14 protein-coding genes are annotated in these 14,769 nt (G+C 63.4%); 8 read left to right on the top strand and 6 right to left on the bottom strand.

The window, feature by feature from the left end:
* Nucleotides 1-8 precede the first annotated feature (8 nt).
* A complete protein-coding gene (locus QWY79_RS08200) occupies nt 9-383 on the bottom strand; it encodes a translation initiation factor Sui1 (RefSeq protein WP_141321018.1) in 375 nt (124 codons plus the stop codon).
* A 56-nt stretch (nt 384-439) separates the two neighbouring features.
* Nucleotides 440-1,642, bottom strand: coding sequence for an alpha-hydroxy acid oxidase (locus tag QWY79_RS08195; protein ID WP_290271676.1), 1,203 nt, complete (start codon nt 1,640-1,642; stop codon nt 440-442).
* Nucleotides 1,643-1,775: 133 nt separating this feature from the next.
* Here QWY79_RS08195 and QWY79_RS08190 point away from each other — a divergent pair, with 133 nt between their 5' ends.
* The 8 genes from QWY79_RS08190 (at nt 1,776) to uxuA (ending at nt 10,443) form a co-directional block, all read left to right on the top strand.
* Nucleotides 1,776-2,513, top strand: a complete 738-nt coding sequence (locus QWY79_RS08190; protein WP_290271673.1) for a GntR family transcriptional regulator — start codon at nt 1,776-1,778, stop codon at nt 2,511-2,513.
* Nucleotides 2,510-3,721: a D-mannonate dehydratase ManD gene (manD, locus tag QWY79_RS08185; RefSeq protein WP_290271671.1), complete on the top strand. Its 1,212-nt coding sequence runs from the start codon at nt 2,510-2,512 to the stop codon at nt 3,719-3,721. The genes QWY79_RS08190 and manD overlap by 4 nt, the downstream gene beginning before the upstream one ends.
* Nucleotides 3,722-3,733: 12 nt before the next feature.
* Nucleotides 3,734-4,756: a Zn-dependent oxidoreductase gene (locus tag QWY79_RS08180; RefSeq protein ID WP_290271669.1), complete on the top strand. Its 1,023-nt coding sequence runs from the start codon at nt 3,734-3,736 to the stop codon at nt 4,754-4,756.
* Between the two features lie 69 nt (nt 4,757-4,825).
* Nucleotides 4,826-5,794 carry a TRAP transporter substrate-binding protein gene (locus tag QWY79_RS08175; RefSeq protein WP_290271668.1) on the top strand — a complete coding sequence of 323 codons (969 nt, stop codon included), beginning with the start codon at nt 4,826-4,828 and terminating at the stop codon, nt 5,792-5,794.
* A 76-nt stretch (nt 5,795-5,870) separates the two neighbouring features.
* Nucleotides 5,871-6,455 carry a TRAP transporter small permease gene (locus QWY79_RS08170; RefSeq protein ID WP_290271666.1) on the top strand — a complete coding sequence of 195 codons (585 nt, stop codon included), beginning with the start codon at nt 5,871-5,873 and terminating at the stop codon, nt 6,453-6,455.
* Complete coding sequence (locus tag QWY79_RS08165) at nt 6,455-7,735, top strand: TRAP transporter large permease (RefSeq protein ID WP_290271664.1); 1,281 nt, start codon at nt 6,455-6,457, stop codon at nt 7,733-7,735. The genes QWY79_RS08170 and QWY79_RS08165 overlap by 1 nt, the downstream gene beginning before the upstream one ends.
* Before the next feature lie 31 nt (nt 7,736-7,766).
* Nucleotides 7,767-9,239 (top strand): mannitol dehydrogenase family protein, encoded by a 1,473-nt coding sequence (locus QWY79_RS08160; RefSeq protein ID WP_290271661.1) that lies wholly within the window; start codon nt 7,767-7,769, stop codon nt 9,237-9,239.
* A gap of 16 nt (nt 9,240-9,255) precedes the next feature.
* Entirely contained in the window at nt 9,256-10,443 is a 1,188-nt protein-coding gene (uxuA, locus tag QWY79_RS08155; protein WP_290271659.1) for a mannonate dehydratase, read from the top strand.
* Nucleotides 10,444-10,505: 62 nt separating this feature from the next.
* Here the strand turns inward: uxuA and QWY79_RS08150 are convergent, their stop codons facing one another.
* The 4 genes from QWY79_RS08150 to QWY79_RS08135 all read right to left on the bottom strand — a co-directional run bounded on the left by QWY79_RS08150 (nt 10,506) and on the right by QWY79_RS08135 (nt 14,632).
* Nucleotides 10,506-11,204, bottom strand: coding sequence for an HAD-IA family hydrolase (locus QWY79_RS08150; RefSeq protein WP_290271657.1), 699 nt, complete (start codon nt 11,202-11,204; stop codon nt 10,506-10,508).
* A gap of 109 nt (nt 11,205-11,313) precedes the next feature.
* Nucleotides 11,314-12,291 (bottom strand): sugar kinase, encoded by a 978-nt coding sequence (locus tag QWY79_RS08145; protein WP_290271655.1) that lies wholly within the window; start codon nt 12,289-12,291, stop codon nt 11,314-11,316.
* Entirely contained in the window at nt 12,288-13,340 is a 1,053-nt protein-coding gene (locus QWY79_RS08140) for a LacI family DNA-binding transcriptional regulator (protein WP_290271653.1), read from the bottom strand. The genes QWY79_RS08145 and QWY79_RS08140 overlap by 4 nt, the downstream gene beginning before the upstream one ends.
* Nucleotides 13,341-13,600: 260 nt before the next feature.
* Complete coding sequence (locus QWY79_RS08135; protein ID WP_290271652.1) at nt 13,601-14,632, bottom strand: sodium:calcium antiporter; 1,032 nt, start codon at nt 14,630-14,632, stop codon at nt 13,601-13,603.
* Nucleotides 14,633-14,769 lie beyond the last annotated feature (137 nt).

The following is a 14,769-nucleotide window of genomic DNA, read 5'->3' as shown; positions in this document are numbered from 1 at the left end:
CCGGGGGATTAGCCACCGGCGCGCTTGACCTTGAAGCCACGCTTCTCGAGCTCTTCCTGCAGGGCATCGCGCTGATCCCCCTGGATCTCGATCACGCCCTCCTTGAGTGCGCCGCCGGTGCCACAGCGCTTCTTGAGGGCCTTGGCCAGGGTCTTGAGCTCCTCGGTCTTGAGCGGCACCCCTTCCACCAGGGTCACGCCCTTGCCCTTGCGGCCCTTGGTTTCACGCCGCAGGCGCACGATGCCATCCAGTGCCGACAAGCGTTCATCCTCGGCGGCGTCGGCACAGCGGCACTCCTCCACCGGCTGCCGACAATCCGGACAGGTATCGCCGTGCTCGGTCGAGTACACCAGCCCGCTCAGTTGGTCGCGGAGAGATGCCATCTCGGGCTCCTGTTAGGGACGAATTTCACAGACCATGATACCCCGGTTTCAGGAGGTCAATCGAGGCTGTGTGCTCGTGGAGTGTGCGCCCTGTGAGCAAGCATATTGGCCTTAAGGTCGGCGATCCGGCTTACCCCCAGTAACCCAATAGTCCGGTCGAGTTCCCTTTCCAGTATTTTCAGAGCATGCAGGGCACCAGGCTGACCACCGGCAGCCAATCCGTAAAGGGTTGCTCGCCCAAGCCACACCGCATCCGCGCCCAGTGCGAGCGCCTTGACGATATCCGTTCCACGTCGAAAGCCGCTGTCGATGAAGAGCTGGCAGCGTTTGCCCGTTCGGCGCCTGGCCTCGGGCAACACATCCATCGGAGAGAGGGCGTGGTCGAGCTGTCGTCCGCCATGGTTGGAGAGCACCACGCCGTCGACGCCGAGCTCGGCGGCATGCTCGGCTTCGGCAGGTGCCAGGATGCCCTTGATGATCAATCGTCCTGGCCAGAGGTCACGCAGCCAGGCGATGTCGTCCCAGTTGAGCGTCGGGTCCAGCTGTTGGCCGATGATGGCCGATGCGCCCTGCACGGATTGTTTTCCAGGCGGTAGAAGATCCCCCAGGTTCTTGAAGGTCGGCATGCCGTCGGGAACCAGCACATCGGCGGTCCAGCGCAGGCGCGACAGGAGGTGGATGAGATTGCGCAGGGTCGGCTGCATGGGTTTACGGAAGTTGCGCAGATCCCACTCACGGTTGCCGTAGATGGCACTGTCGGTGGTGACCACGAGGGTCTCGTAACCGGCATGGCGGCAGCGTTCGACCAGTTTTCGGACGTAGTCACGATCACGGTAGAAGTAGATCTGCATCCAGGCATCGAGCCCCTCAAGGGCGGCGATATCTTCCAGCGATGTCGTGGCGACATTGCTCAGCACGAAGGGGATATCTTTACGCGAGGCGGCCGTGGCCAGCTTGACGTCGCCGTTGCGGGTCAGCATGCCGTTGTAGCCAGTCGGGCCGATCACCAGGGGCAAAGCATGGAGCGTGCCCTGCAAGGTGGTGGAAAGGTCCCGAGGACCGACCCGGGTCAATGTTCTGGGTTCAAACAAGTAGTCATCGAAGGTGTCGCGATTGTGCCGCAACGTGCGTTCGTCATCGGCGCCGCCCTGCAGATATTCATACACGAGGTGGGGAAGCCGGCGCTGAGCTATCCGCTCCAGGTCGGCGATGTTGAGGGCTCGACGGTAGTCGGTACCGGCATAGGGACGGCGTTTCAAGGGGGCCTCCGTCGTGGGCGTCATACCAAGGTCTAGGTCGTGAGTCCTTTTACTTCTTTCACCATACTACCATACTAGTTATATCAGATAGGCGACGGCCAGCGTGCGCGCCGACGGAACCGGGATGAAACGCATGAATACGACACTACAAGCTCTATGGCTGGAAACCCGCGACAGCGATTCGGTTCGTCAGCGCCTTCACGAGGTGTTGCGTCAGTCGATCATTCGCATGGAGCTGGCTCCGGGACAGGCGCTGTCGGAAAAGGAACTCGCCGAGACCTTCGCGGTTAGCCGCCAACCGGTCCGTGAAGCCTTCATTCGGCTATCGGAGGCGGGGCTCGTCGAGGTGCGACCGCAGCGTGGCACCTTCGTGGTCAAGATCTCGCAGCAGGCGGTGCTCGAGGCACGCTTCGTGCGTGAGGCGGTGGAAGTGGCCGTGGCGCGCGAGGCCGCGAACCGCGGGTTGGCGCCCCCGGTACTTGCCGAGTTGCGCGAGTTGATCGAGCGGCAGCGTCGCTGCAGCGAGCCGGCCGATCACGATCGCTTCTTCCTGCTCGACGAGAGCTTCCATCGCACCCTTTCGTTGGGCATCGGCCAGCAGGCCGCCTGGAAGGTGACCGAGGAGGTCAAGGCACAGCTTGATCGGGTGCGCTATTTGAGCGTTCCCGAGAGCACGCCACTCGACAAGCTGATCGCTCAGCACGAAGCCATCGTCGACGCCATTGAACGACAGGATACTGAAGCCGCAGTAGAGACGATGCGCATTCATCAGAGAGAGATTCTGGAGTCGCTGCCCGATCTGGTGCGCCGTTTTCCCGAGATGTTCCAGTCCGCCCAGACACCATCGCTCGCCGAGGAGATCCAGGCATGAAGATCGAACGGGCCTATACCATTGTCACTGCGCCGGGACGCAACTTCGTTACCCTCAAGATCGTGACCGACGAAGGCGTCTACGGTATCGGCGATGCCACTCTCAATGGTCGCGAGCAGGCGGTGGTCGCCTATCTCGAGGAACACGTGATTCCTGCCTTGATTGGCCGCGACCCTCAGCGCATCGAGGACATCTGGCACTACCTCTATCGTGGTGCCTATTGGCGGCGGGGGCCGGTGACCATGAGCTCCATCGGTGCCGTGGACATGGCACTGTGGGACATCAAGGCCAAGGTCGCAGGCATGCCGCTGTACCAGTTGCTGGGTGGCAAGAGTCGAGAGCGGGTCATGGCTTATGGCCATGCCACTGGGAAGGATATCGAGGCCTGTCTCGACGAGGTGGCCCGTCATGTTGAGCAAGGCTATAGGGCAGTTCGGGTTCAGGCAGGAGTGCCGGGCATCTCCAGCATCTACGGCGTGGCCAAGAACCCCGGGGAACGCTATGAACCTGCTGATGCCGACCTGCCGGCCGAACACGTCTGGAACACTGCCAAGTACCTCAACCATGCGCCCAAGTTGTTCGCCGCCGTGCGCGAACGCTTCGGTGACGACCTGCATGTGCTCCACGACGTGCACCACCGGCTGACTCCCATCGAAGCAGCGCGTCTGGGCAAGGAAGTCGAGCCATTTAATCTGTTCTGGCTGGAAGACTGCGTGCCGGCAGAAAATCAGGAGAGCTTTGGCTTGATTCGGCAGCATACGACGACGCCACTGGCAGTGGGCGAAGTGTTCAATAGCCTCTATGACGCCAAGGCGCTGATCGAGAACCAGTGGATCGACTACATACGCGCTACCCTGACCCACGCTGGCGGCATCACCCACATGCGGCGCTTGGCCGACCTGGCCGGGCTCTACCACGTGCGGACCGGTTTTCATGGTCCCACCGACCTGTCTCCGGTGTGCCTGGGGGCGGCGATCCACTTCGATACTTGGGTGCCCAATTTCGGCATTCAGGAGTACATGCCCCACGAAGACGTCACCAATGAGGTCTTCCCCCACGACTACCGCTTCGAGGACGGTCACTTCCTGGTCGGCGAGACGCCGGGACACGGCGTCGACATCGACGAGCAGGCGGCCGCCAGGTATCCCTATCGTCGTGCCAGCCTGCCGGTCAACCGGCTCGAGGACGGCACCCTGTGGCACTGGTAACGAGGTAAGCCGATGAAAGCCTTTCAGGTAAACGCGCCCCAGGACTATCACCTGGTCGATACCGAGACTCCCGAGGCCGAACCGGGCGAGGTGCTGGTGAAAGTAGCCTTCGCCGGGATCTGTGGCTCCGACATGCACATCATCCACGGTGATAACGCCTTCGTGCGCTTTCCTCGCATTACCGGCCACGAGTTTGCCGGCCTGGTCGAGGCCGTAGGGGAGGGCGTCGAGGATGTGAGCGTCGGTGACCAGGTGTGCATCGACCCGGTAATCAATTGCGGTCACTGCTACCCCTGCCGCATTGGTCGCCCCAACGTCTGTACATCGCTCGAGGTGATCGGTGTGCACCGCAATGGCGGCTTCGAGGAGCGGGTCAACGTGCCGGCCGCCAATGTGCACAGGCTGCCCGAGAACCTGGGGCTGGATGCTGCGGCCCTGGTCGAACCCTATACCATCGCCGCCAACGTACTGGGGCGCATGCAGCCGCACCCCGGCGATCGCCTGTTGATTCTCGGCGCCGGCGTGATCGGCCTGACCATTCTGCAGGTGGCTCGCGCTCAGGGGATCGAAGACATCACCGTCAGCGACGTCATTGATGCCCGTCTGGACACTGCCCGAGAGCTCGGGGCCACCCGCGCCCTCAACGGGGCGGAGCAGGACGTCGAGGCCGAGGTCGCGGCGCTGACCGGCGGCGAGGGTATGCCGTTGATCGCCGATGCCGCCTGCGTTCCGGCCCTGCTGCCGCAAATGCTGCGGATGGCCTCGCCGGCGGGACGCATCGGCCTGCTCGGCTTCGATCCCACCCCCAGCGACCTGGTGCAACTGGAGGTGATCAAGAAAGAGTTGACCCTGGTCGGCTCGCGTCTCAACAACCGCAAATTTCCGGAGGTGATCGATCTTATGGCATCCGGGCGGCTCGATCCGCTGGCACTGGTGAGCCATCGCCTGCCCTTCGATGATATGCCCGACGCCATCCAAATGATCGATAACCATCCTGAAAGGGCCCGCAAGGTGCTGATTCAAGTCGGTACCTGACGGCCATCCACGCTCGTGGTCCGCACGATAATCAACAAGCCACAACTGCAAGTGCCAGGAGACAACGCCATGATCAAACGACTCATAACCAGCGCCGTTCTGGGCGCCACCATCCTCGGCAGTCAGGCCGGCCTGGCCGCTGACTTCACGCTGAAATTCGGCCACCTAGCCAATGAAGAGAACATCTGGCATCAGGCTGCCGAGAAGTTCAAGGAAGAAGTTGAAGACAATTCCGACGGTCGTATCGAGGTACAGCTCTATCCCAACGAGCAGCTCGGTGCCGAGATGGATGTGATCAATAGCATCCAGTTGGGCACCGCCGACATGACCATCACCGGCGAAAGCCTGCAGAACTGGGCGCCCAAGGCGGCGATGATGGCGGTGCCCTATGCCTTCCGTGACTCCGAACATCTGGAACAGGCTGTGGAGGGTGAGATCGGCGATGAGATCGAGGCCCAGATTACCGAGCGTGCCAACCTGGTGCCTCTGGCCTGGTTCGAACGCGGTCCGCGGCATCTGACGTCCAACCGCCCGATCGAAAAGCCCGCGGATCTCGACGGCCTGCGTCTGCGTGTGCCCAACGTGCCGCTGTTCGTGGATACCTGGGAGGCGCTGGGGGCCCGCCCGACTCCCATGGCTTTCAGCGAAGTCTTCACGTCCCTGCAACAGAGCACCATCGAAGGGCAGGAGAACCCGCTGAGCCTGATCGAGAGTGCTAGTTTCGATGAAGTCCAGGACTACGTGAACCTTACTGGTCACGTGCGCAGCTGGATCTACGTGGTGATCGGCAAGGACAAGCTCGAGAGCATGCCGGAGGACCTGCAGCAGGTGGTCTTCGAAGCGGCAGATACCATGCAAGCCTATGAGGCTGACCTCTTCGCCGAGGACGAGAAACGTCTGCGCCAGGCGCTTGAAGAGCGTGGTATGGAGTTCGTCGAGGTGGATACCGATGCCTTTGCCGAGAAGGCCCGCCCCGCGGTGATCGATTCCCTCAATGAAGAGCAGCGCAAGCTTTTCGAGGCCATCCAGTCGCTGTGATGCCGTTACCGGGCGAGCCCTGCCGGGGTTCGCCCGCTCGAAGATGAGTGCCGCCCAGGCATCTTGCGGAGGATCTATGGACCCTAATCAGAAGGCGGACGAGCAGGAGGTGCTCGAGCAGTTGGACCCGCTCGCCTCGGTTCCCACCTTTCAGGGCGCCCTGGGGCGGCTGATTGGAGTTATCGATACCCTGTTCACCGTGCTGGCTGTCACGGCCCTGGTGGCCATCGCCGGCACGGTGTTATTGCAGATTTCGGCGAGACTCTTTCTGCCGTTCAGCGTCTCCTGGACCGAGGAGCTGTCGCGCTACCTTTTCATCTATATGGTGGCCATGTCGTCAGGGGTGGTGCTTCGTCAGCACCGTAACGTCAGTGTGGAACTCTTCCAGCATACGCTCGGACTTCGCTTCAGAGCTGCCCTCCACTCTCTCATTTGCCTGCTGATTGCCGGCTTCGCTCTGATCGTGCTGCCGTATGCCTGGCAGTATGCCATGAACGGCGCTTGGCAGACTTCACCCACCCTTAAGATCCCCATGCTCTACATTTTCTTCTCCACGGTGGTGATGTTCGCGCTGTTGCTGTTTTACGGCGCCATTGGCTTCCTTGAGGGCTTCGTCGCCATTTTCCGCTCGCCTGAGCGACCCGACTCGGAGTTTCCGTGATGGAAGTCATCGTCCTGTTCAGCGCCTTTCTGATTCTGCTGTTGGTCGGCATGCCCATCGCTTTCTCGCTGGGTATTGCCTCGCTGGCTTACCTGTTGCTGGAAGGTATCTCGCTGACCGTTATTCCACAGCGTCTGTATGCTGGAATCGACACCTTCGTATTGCTGTGCATTCCAGGCTTTGTATTGGCCGGAAACCTGATGAATGTCGGTAATATCACCGAGAACATCGTGCGTTTTTCCAATGCCTTGTTGGGTCACATCCGTGGCGGACTGGGACTGGCCAACGTCGGAGGCTCGATGATCTTCGGCGGTATTTCAGGCACCGCCGTGGCCGATTCGGCTAGCATCGGCTCGGTGATGATCCCCGGCATGGCCAGAGCCGGCTATGACAGGCCGTTCGCCGCAGCGGTCACTGCTGCTTCCTCTACCGTGGGGCCGATCATACCGCCCAGTGTGCCAATGATCATCGCCGGATCGCTGTCCGGGGTGTCGGTTGGGAGAATGTTTCTGGCTGGTGCTCTACCCGGCCTGCTGTTGGGTGTGGCAATGATGGTCACGGTATATATTCTCGCCGTACGACGTGGCTATCCCAAGGAGTCTCGAGTGCCCTTCCTGCAGCTGCTGCGCGAGGCCAGGACTGCCTTCTGGGCACTGCTGATGACGGCGATCATCCTCTACGGCATCATCGGCGGCTTCTTCACGCCCACCGAGGCCTCCATTGTTGCCAGCCTCTATGCCTTGGTGGTGGGCATGTATGTCTACAAGGGGCTTACCTGGCGCAAGCTTCCGAGCATCCTCACGGATACGGTGTTCACCTCTGCGGCGCTGTTGCTGATGGTGGGGCTTGCCAACCTGTTCGGCTGGATCCTGACCAGCGAGCAGATCCCTCAGATGGTTGCCGGCCTGATCCTGGACATCAGCGAGAATCCGCTTGTCGTCATCCTGATCCTAAACCTGATTCTGCTGTTTGTCGGCACCTTCATGGAGACCATCGCAGCGCTGATTATCCTCTTCCCGGCGTTGCTCGGAGTGGCCACTGGAGTGGGCATGGATCCTGTGCATTTCGCCGTCATGGCGGTCCTCAATCTGATGATCGGCCTGACGACTCCGCCGGTGGGTGTCTGCCTGTTCGTGGTCTCCGGCATCGGTAAGCTGCCCATGTTGACCGTAGCGCGGGCTATCCTGCCCTTCCTGGTCTGCAACCTCGCCGTGCTGCTGTTGGTGTCCTATGTGCCGGCGGTCTCGCTGTGGCTGCCCAACCTGATACTCGGCCAGTGAGCCTGTGACACCCACCGATATGGAGAACGTGATGCAGGACATCACACGGCTGCCGGCCACCGCCGGCAGCGACCGAATCGGCATCGTTCATCTGGGCCTCGGTGCTTTCCATCGCGCCCACCAGGCGGTCTACCTGGAGCGTTATCGCCAGCGCACGGGCGACACCAGTTGGGGCGTAACCAGCGCTAACCTGCGTGCCAACGTGGCGTTGGTGGATGCCCTGCATGAGGCCGGTCATCGCTACCATGTGGCAGAGTACGCGGACAGCGAGCATGTCACTGTCCGCGAGATCGGCGTGATCGAAGAGGCGCTGTTTAGCGGTCGTGATGAGACTGGCCGCTGGGGGCGCGACCGCGAGGCGTTGCTTGCGCGCCTCGCCTCGCCCGAGACGCGTATCGTGACACTGACGGTGACCGAGAAGGGGTATTTCCTGAGTCCGGCTAGTGGCGAGTTGCTCGCCGACGATCCGCTGATCGCCGCGGATATCGCCAGTCCCCAGACGCCGTGCACGGCTCCGGGGCTGCTGGTCGAAGGCCTGGCGCGCCGTCGGGCGGCGGGGCTGGCGCCGTTCACGGTGCTCAGTTGCGACAACATGCCCGACAACGGCAAGCGCACACGCAATGCCGTGATTCAGCTGGCCGAACGACGCGACGCCGCGCTGGAGACCTGGATCGAGCAGGAGGTGGCCTTCCCGTGCAGCATGGTCGATCGCATCGTGCCGGCCATGACCGAGGTGGACTTCGCCCGTTTGGCCGAGCTCGGCATCGACGACGCCAACGCCGTGGTAGGTGAGGCTTTCAGCCAGTGGGTGGTCGAGGACGACTTCCCTCAGGGACGGCCGGCCTGGGAAGCGGAGGGTGTGGAGATGGTCACCGACGTGGCGCCCTTCGAGACGATGAAACTGCGCATGCTCAACGGCAGCCACTCGCTGCTCGCCTATCTGGGCGCCCTGGAAGGCATCGAGACGGTGTTCGAGTCGGTCAGCCGCGATGATCTGGTTGCCCTGTTGCGTCGCTACATGCTCGAGGAGGCCGCCCCGACCCTGGCCATGCCCGAGGGGACCGACCTCACCACCTATGCCGAGGAGTTGCTCGAGCGCTTCGCCAACGACAGCCTGCGTCATCGGCTGCAGCAGATCGCCATGGATGGTTCACAGAAGCTGCCTCAGCGCTGGCTTCACGGCGCCCAGGCATGCCTGGCGGCTGGTGGCGAGGTGCCCTGCACGGCGCTCGGCGTGGCGGCATGGATTCGCTACACGGCTGGCGATGACCTGACCGGCCGATACCATCCGGTGGACGATCCATTGGCCAGTCACCTGGCGGCCCTCCACGCGCGCCACGGCGGCGAGGCCGACGCCCTGGTGCGGGCTTTCCTGGCCGTCGAGGATGTCTTCCCGCCGACGCTGGCGGCCGAGCCGCGCTTCGCCGAGGCGGTCGCCACTGCCTACACCACCCTGACACGACAGGGGCTCGCCGGGGCGCTGGCCGCCCTAGCGCGGGCCTGACCGAGAGGACCCTCCCATGGAACATACCTGGCGCTGGTTCGGCCCCGCCGACCCCATCACCCTCGACGAGATCCGCCAGACCGGGGCCACCGGCATCGTCACCGCGCTGCACGAGATTACCAATGGCGAGGTCTGGCCGGTCGCGGCCATCGACGCGCGCAAGCGCATGATCGAGGCGGCCGGCCTCTCATGGTCGGTGGTGGAGAGTGTGCCGGTGCACGAAGCCGTCAAGCAGGGCCTGCCGGGACGCGACGCATATATTGCCGCTTACCAGCAGACGCTGCGCAACCTGGCGGCCTGTGGTATCGACACCGTCTGCTACAACTTCATGCCGGTGCTCGACTGGACCCGCACCGACCTGGCCTGGCGCCTGCCGGATGGCGGACTGGCGCTGCGCTTCGAGCAAACCGCCTTCGCCGCCTTCGACCTCTATCTGCTGGCTCGCCCTGGCGCCGAAGGTGAGTACAGCGACGCCGAGAAGGCCAAGGCCAGGGACTATCTTGATGGCCTCGACGAAGCCGGTCGCGAGCGTCTGGTGAATACGGTCATCGCCGGGCTGCCCGGCGCCGAGGAACACTACACCCTGGAGCAGTTCCGCGGGGTGCTGGCAGAGTATGCCGAGATCGGCGCCGAGCGGCTGCGCGAGCACCTGGGGGACTTCCTGGCCGCCATCGTCCCGGTGGCCGAGGAGGTGGGCGTGCGCCTGGCGATCCATCCTGACGATCCCCCCCGTCCGCTGCTCGGCCTGCCGCGGGTCGTCTCCACCGCCGAGGATGTCAGGTGGATCCTTGATGTCGCGCCCAGCCCGGCCAACGGCCTGACGCTGTGCACCGGTTCCTATGGGGTGCGTGAGGACAACGACCTGGTGGAGATGGCCAAGCGCTTCGGGCCCAAGGTCTACTTCGCCCATCTACGCTCCACCCGGCGTGAAACGCCGGATCCGCTCTCCTTCCATGAGGCTCACCACCTGGACGGTGACGTGGATATGATCGGCGTGGTTCAGGCACTGGTCGCCGAGGAGCGCCGCCGCGACCGCGAGGGCGGCCCCCGGCTGCCGCTTCGTCCTGATCACGGCCATCACATCCTCGACGATCAGCACCGTGACACCACGCCGGGCTACCCGCTCTACGGTCGTCTCAAGGGGCTGGCTGAACTGCGTGGCGTGGAGCTGACGGTACGGTACCTCGATGCGTCGACACGCTGAATTCTGTTCGCCACCTGCCCTTTCATCCACAGTCATGGCGTGCAGCCAGGGCTGTGGATGAATCAGGCGGTTTCGGTGTTGACCAGGTCGCGCGCCAGTCGCGCGATGATCGCGGGTAACTCGCGGGCATGCTGGATGGCGATGGCGCCGTCCGGGGTGGCTTCCTCGTCGGGGAAGTGGTTGAGGTGAATGACCTGCATGCCGGCGGCCAGCCCGGCTTCCACGCCGACAGCGGCGTCGTCGATTACCACACAGCATTCGGGTGAGTATCCCATGGCCTCGGCGGCCTTGAGATACAAACTGGGGTCGGGCTTCCAGACACCGAGGGTGTAAGCGCTGAATAGCTGGTCACCAAAGTGTTTGGCGAGGCCGGTACTGGCCATGGCGCAGCGAATCTTGTGATCCGGACCGTTCGATACCACGGCCTTGGGGTAGTCGGTGAGCGAGTCGAGGGTCTCGGGCATGCCGTCTATGGCGACCAACTCGGCTTCCATCCGAGTCTGCATGTGAGTTCGCATGGCGGCCTCAAGGTGGGTCAGGCTGTCCTCGGACAAGGTCCCGTGCAGGCGCTGTTGGGTATCGACAATGTCGTAAAAGCGTACGCCCCGAAATTCCTCCATATACTGACGCGCGGTAAAGGGCAGTCCATGTTCGGTCAGGACATCGGCCATGACCTCGGCGAGCAGAATTTCACTGTCGACCAGGGTGCCATCGGAGTCGAACAGCAGGCAGAGGGGGGCTGGAGGTGGTATCTCGGGCATGTGGGTCTCGTGGGTCGGTCATGAATGGGGCGCCGCCGGCAAGTGTACCCGGCCGGGCGGCGCGATGCAGGCTGACACGTGGGGGATGCCGCTCTGCTGACGAGGGGCCTTATTGGCCGGTATGTGCGTCCTCGAGACGCTCCAGGGTGTCGCGATGCGGCAGGCCTTCCATGTCGCCGGAGACCTGTACGGCCTCGGCGCCGATCAGGCAGCCGCGCTGCAGGGCTCGATGAGGCGAGCCGCCATCCAGCAGGGCGCTGATCACGCCGACCGCGAAGCCGTCGCCGGCGCCGACGGTATCGACCACCTCGGCCACCGGAACGCCGGGTACGCTGAAGGCCTGCTCCTCGCCGTCGAGGCGACCACGGTAGTAGCCGCCTTCGGGTCCGAGCTTGAGGAAGACCGCTTCGGCACCCTGGTCGAGATAGAAACCGGCGATGTCGTGGGGCGTTTCCTGGCCCGTCAGCAACTGGCCCTCGGCGAGCCCCGGCATCACCCAGTCGGTATGGGCGGCCAGGTCGTTGAGGGTCTCGCGCATCTCACGCTCGCTGGACCAGAGGCTGGGGCGCAGATTGGGGTCGAATGACAGGCTGGCGCCATGGCGGCGTGCCTCGCCGAGCAGGTGCCGGGAGAGTTCGTGACAACCGGGCGAGAGTGCCGGCGGGATGCCGGTGGCGTGCAGGTGGCGCAAGGCCGGGAAATCGACATCGTCGGCATCGGCAGGAGAAAGCTGGCTGGCGGCGCTGCCCTGTCGGCGGTACTCGACATGCGGGTCGGCGCCTTCCAGGGCGCGTTCCTTGAAGACCAGCCCCGTCGCATGGTCGTCATCGGTCCTGAGGTGTCGACAGTCCAGGCCTTCCGTTTCGAGTGTGTGGCGCAGGAAGCGACCGAAACTGTCGTTGCCTACACGGCTCAACCAGCCGACATGAAAGCCCAGGCGTGCCAGGCCGATGGCCACATTGGTGTCGGCACCGGCAATGCGGCGTTGAAAGTGAGCCACTTCCGCCAGGTCACCGGGCGTATCGGCCATGAAGAGGTTCATGGCCTCGCCGAAGGCAAGAATTTCCGGAGAGGAGGCGTATGTCATGGGGATGTCTCGTCGGTAGTGGAGGCACTTTGTGCACGGCGGGTCGAGCCGCGCGGTATCAGCTGGGGGGTAAAGCGCTGATGTCGCGGTACCGGAGCAATGGGCTGTGCCTGACGGTCACGCAGTCGCCCGACGGCAGCCTGGCCGATGGCATCCGTGGGTTGGGCCAGCGTGGTGATGCCGGGTGTGACCATCTGGCACCAGTCGAGCTCGTCGATTCCCATCAGGCCGGTGTCGCCGAGGGGTGCCCGGTGAGTCTGTAAGGCACGGGTTACCGCCAGGGTGACCTGGCCGTTGCCGCACAGAATGGCGGCGGGATGCCCGTCCGGGGTATCGAGAAAGGCGCTCAATTCATGATCGAGGCTGGTCGTGTCGTCGAGGTCGAGGCTCAGTACCTCTCCTGCGAGTTGACGTTCGGGACATTCCGACTCGAAGCGTGCCACCCGGGTCTGACGCGAGCTGGCGCGCGTTGGAGGTTCGGTCACGAACAATACTCGCCAATATCCCTGTTCGGTCAGGTGGTCGAGCGCCATGTCGATGGCCAGGTTATTGTCCAGCCCGACCTCATCGGCAGCGATGCCCTCCAGCGAACGGTCCAGTAGTACCAGTGGCAGGCCGTCGCTAGCGAGTTCAGCAAGGGGCTCGCTGTGTCGTCCAGCGGCATTCACGATCAGCCCCTCGATACGATAGGAGGTCAGCAAGGCCAGATGCTGGCGCTCCAGAACCGGATCGTTATCCGTATTGCAGACCATCAATGACAGCCCCTGAGCGCGACATGCCTGCTCGACGCCGTGCATCACCGCCACCGAAAAAGGGTTGCGGATATCGGCGACCAACATGCCGACCAGTCCCGAGGGTCCGCCCTTGAGGCCGCGTGCCATGGGGTTGGGCTGATATCCGAGTCGTTCTGCGGCCTCGGCAATGCGTTGCTGCATATGCTGGGATAGCCGATCTCGCTCGCCGCTGTAGAAACGGGAAACACTGGTTTTTGAGACACCAGCATCGCGAGCGACTTCCAGAATAGTGGCAGGTCGAGGTGTGGCTGACATGGAGGCTCGATATCAAATGGGAACGTTCCCATAGTAGGCAGCGGGCTGACCGTACAGCAAGGCTGTCGACACTAGACATAGGTCGAAAGCACCTTTACTGGACTGGATGTACAAGTGGGGGAGCCAAGTTGGCGATTTCTGGCCACGGAGCCGCTGGATCGACGCTCTCGGCAGTTCGCTTTAGTGGGGGAAGAAGGTGGCAGTGCTCTTGACTGAGCACTGCCTGACAGCGAACTTCTGCTAGGGGAAGGTGAGTGACTTCAACCGGATGTGAACAACAGGGACAGCACACCGACCAGGTAGCAGGTGGCCATGGCCAGACTCTCGAACCCGATGCGGCCAGGGCCGAGGCGCTCGCGGTGAATCATGCCGACCATCAGGATTGCGGTCATCAGCAGCGACAGGGCGACCCACAGCGCCACCGGGTCGGAGATGGCGTGATAGATCGAACCGCCGCGGTAGGCGATATCCGAGGCGGCGACGAAGAGCGTATCGAAGGCGTTGCCGCCGATGATGCCGGCCACGGCCAGGGTCAGGGCGCCACGCCGCACGGCGGCCACCGAGGTGACCAGCTCGGGCAGCGAGGTCACCACCGCTGTCATCAGGACACCGACCACCGATTGGCCAAGGCCGGTCGCCGAGGCGATGACGGAGGCGGCACGCTCGAGCAGAAAGCCACTGGCGGCGAGCGCCAGGGCCAGGCCGACGAAGCTCAGCCACAGGTTCAGGGCCGAGCGCGTCATGGCCTGTTCATCGGGGATATCGGGTTGTGTCTCGCGGGTATGGGCCGGTCGCCACATCGGCCTGTCCTTGGTGCGGTCCGCCAGGCGCAGCCCGAACAGGTAGCCCAGAAACAGCAGCGGCGTGATCGGGTGAACCTGCCACAGGGTCCATTCCGGGGCGAAGCGCCCTACCAGCACCAGCGACAGCAGGCACAGCAGTAGCCCGCCCTGCATGAGGTTGCCTATTGAGGCAGCGGCATGTTCCAGGTTGGCGCGCCGGTGGACCAGATCCGCGATGGTCAGGAAGAGGGTCTGCACGGCGATGCCGCCCAGCGCATTGCTCATGGCCAGCGTCGGATGGTCGGACAGTGCCGCGGATACCGAGAGCACCAGTCCGGACAGGGAGGTCGCCATGCCCAGCAGTACGGCGCCGGCGATGGCTTCGCCCAGTCCGGTGCGATCCGCCAGGTCGTCGACGATGCGCGTCAGCTTGGTGCCGGCCACGCCGATCACCAGAGTGCAGCCGATGAAGAGGGCAATGGCGGTGCCCAGATCGAGGTCTGTCAGCAAGAGAGCCTCCCCGTCAACGGCAGTGGGCGAGGGTGGTGTCGGCCGGGGCTTGTGGCCCGGGCGCTGGGGGGATCGGACATCTCGGCTCCTGCTCTGTGGCGCTGGACGTTGGTGAAGTCGCCCTGTCATGATGCTGG

This window comes from Halomonas sabkhae (assembly GCF_030409265.1).
GTDB classification, from domain to species: domain Bacteria; phylum Pseudomonadota; class Gammaproteobacteria; order Pseudomonadales; family Halomonadaceae; genus Halomonas; species Halomonas halmophila.
The sequence above is the reverse complement of the archived record's forward strand: the minus strand, read 5'-3'. Positions and strand labels throughout refer to the sequence as shown.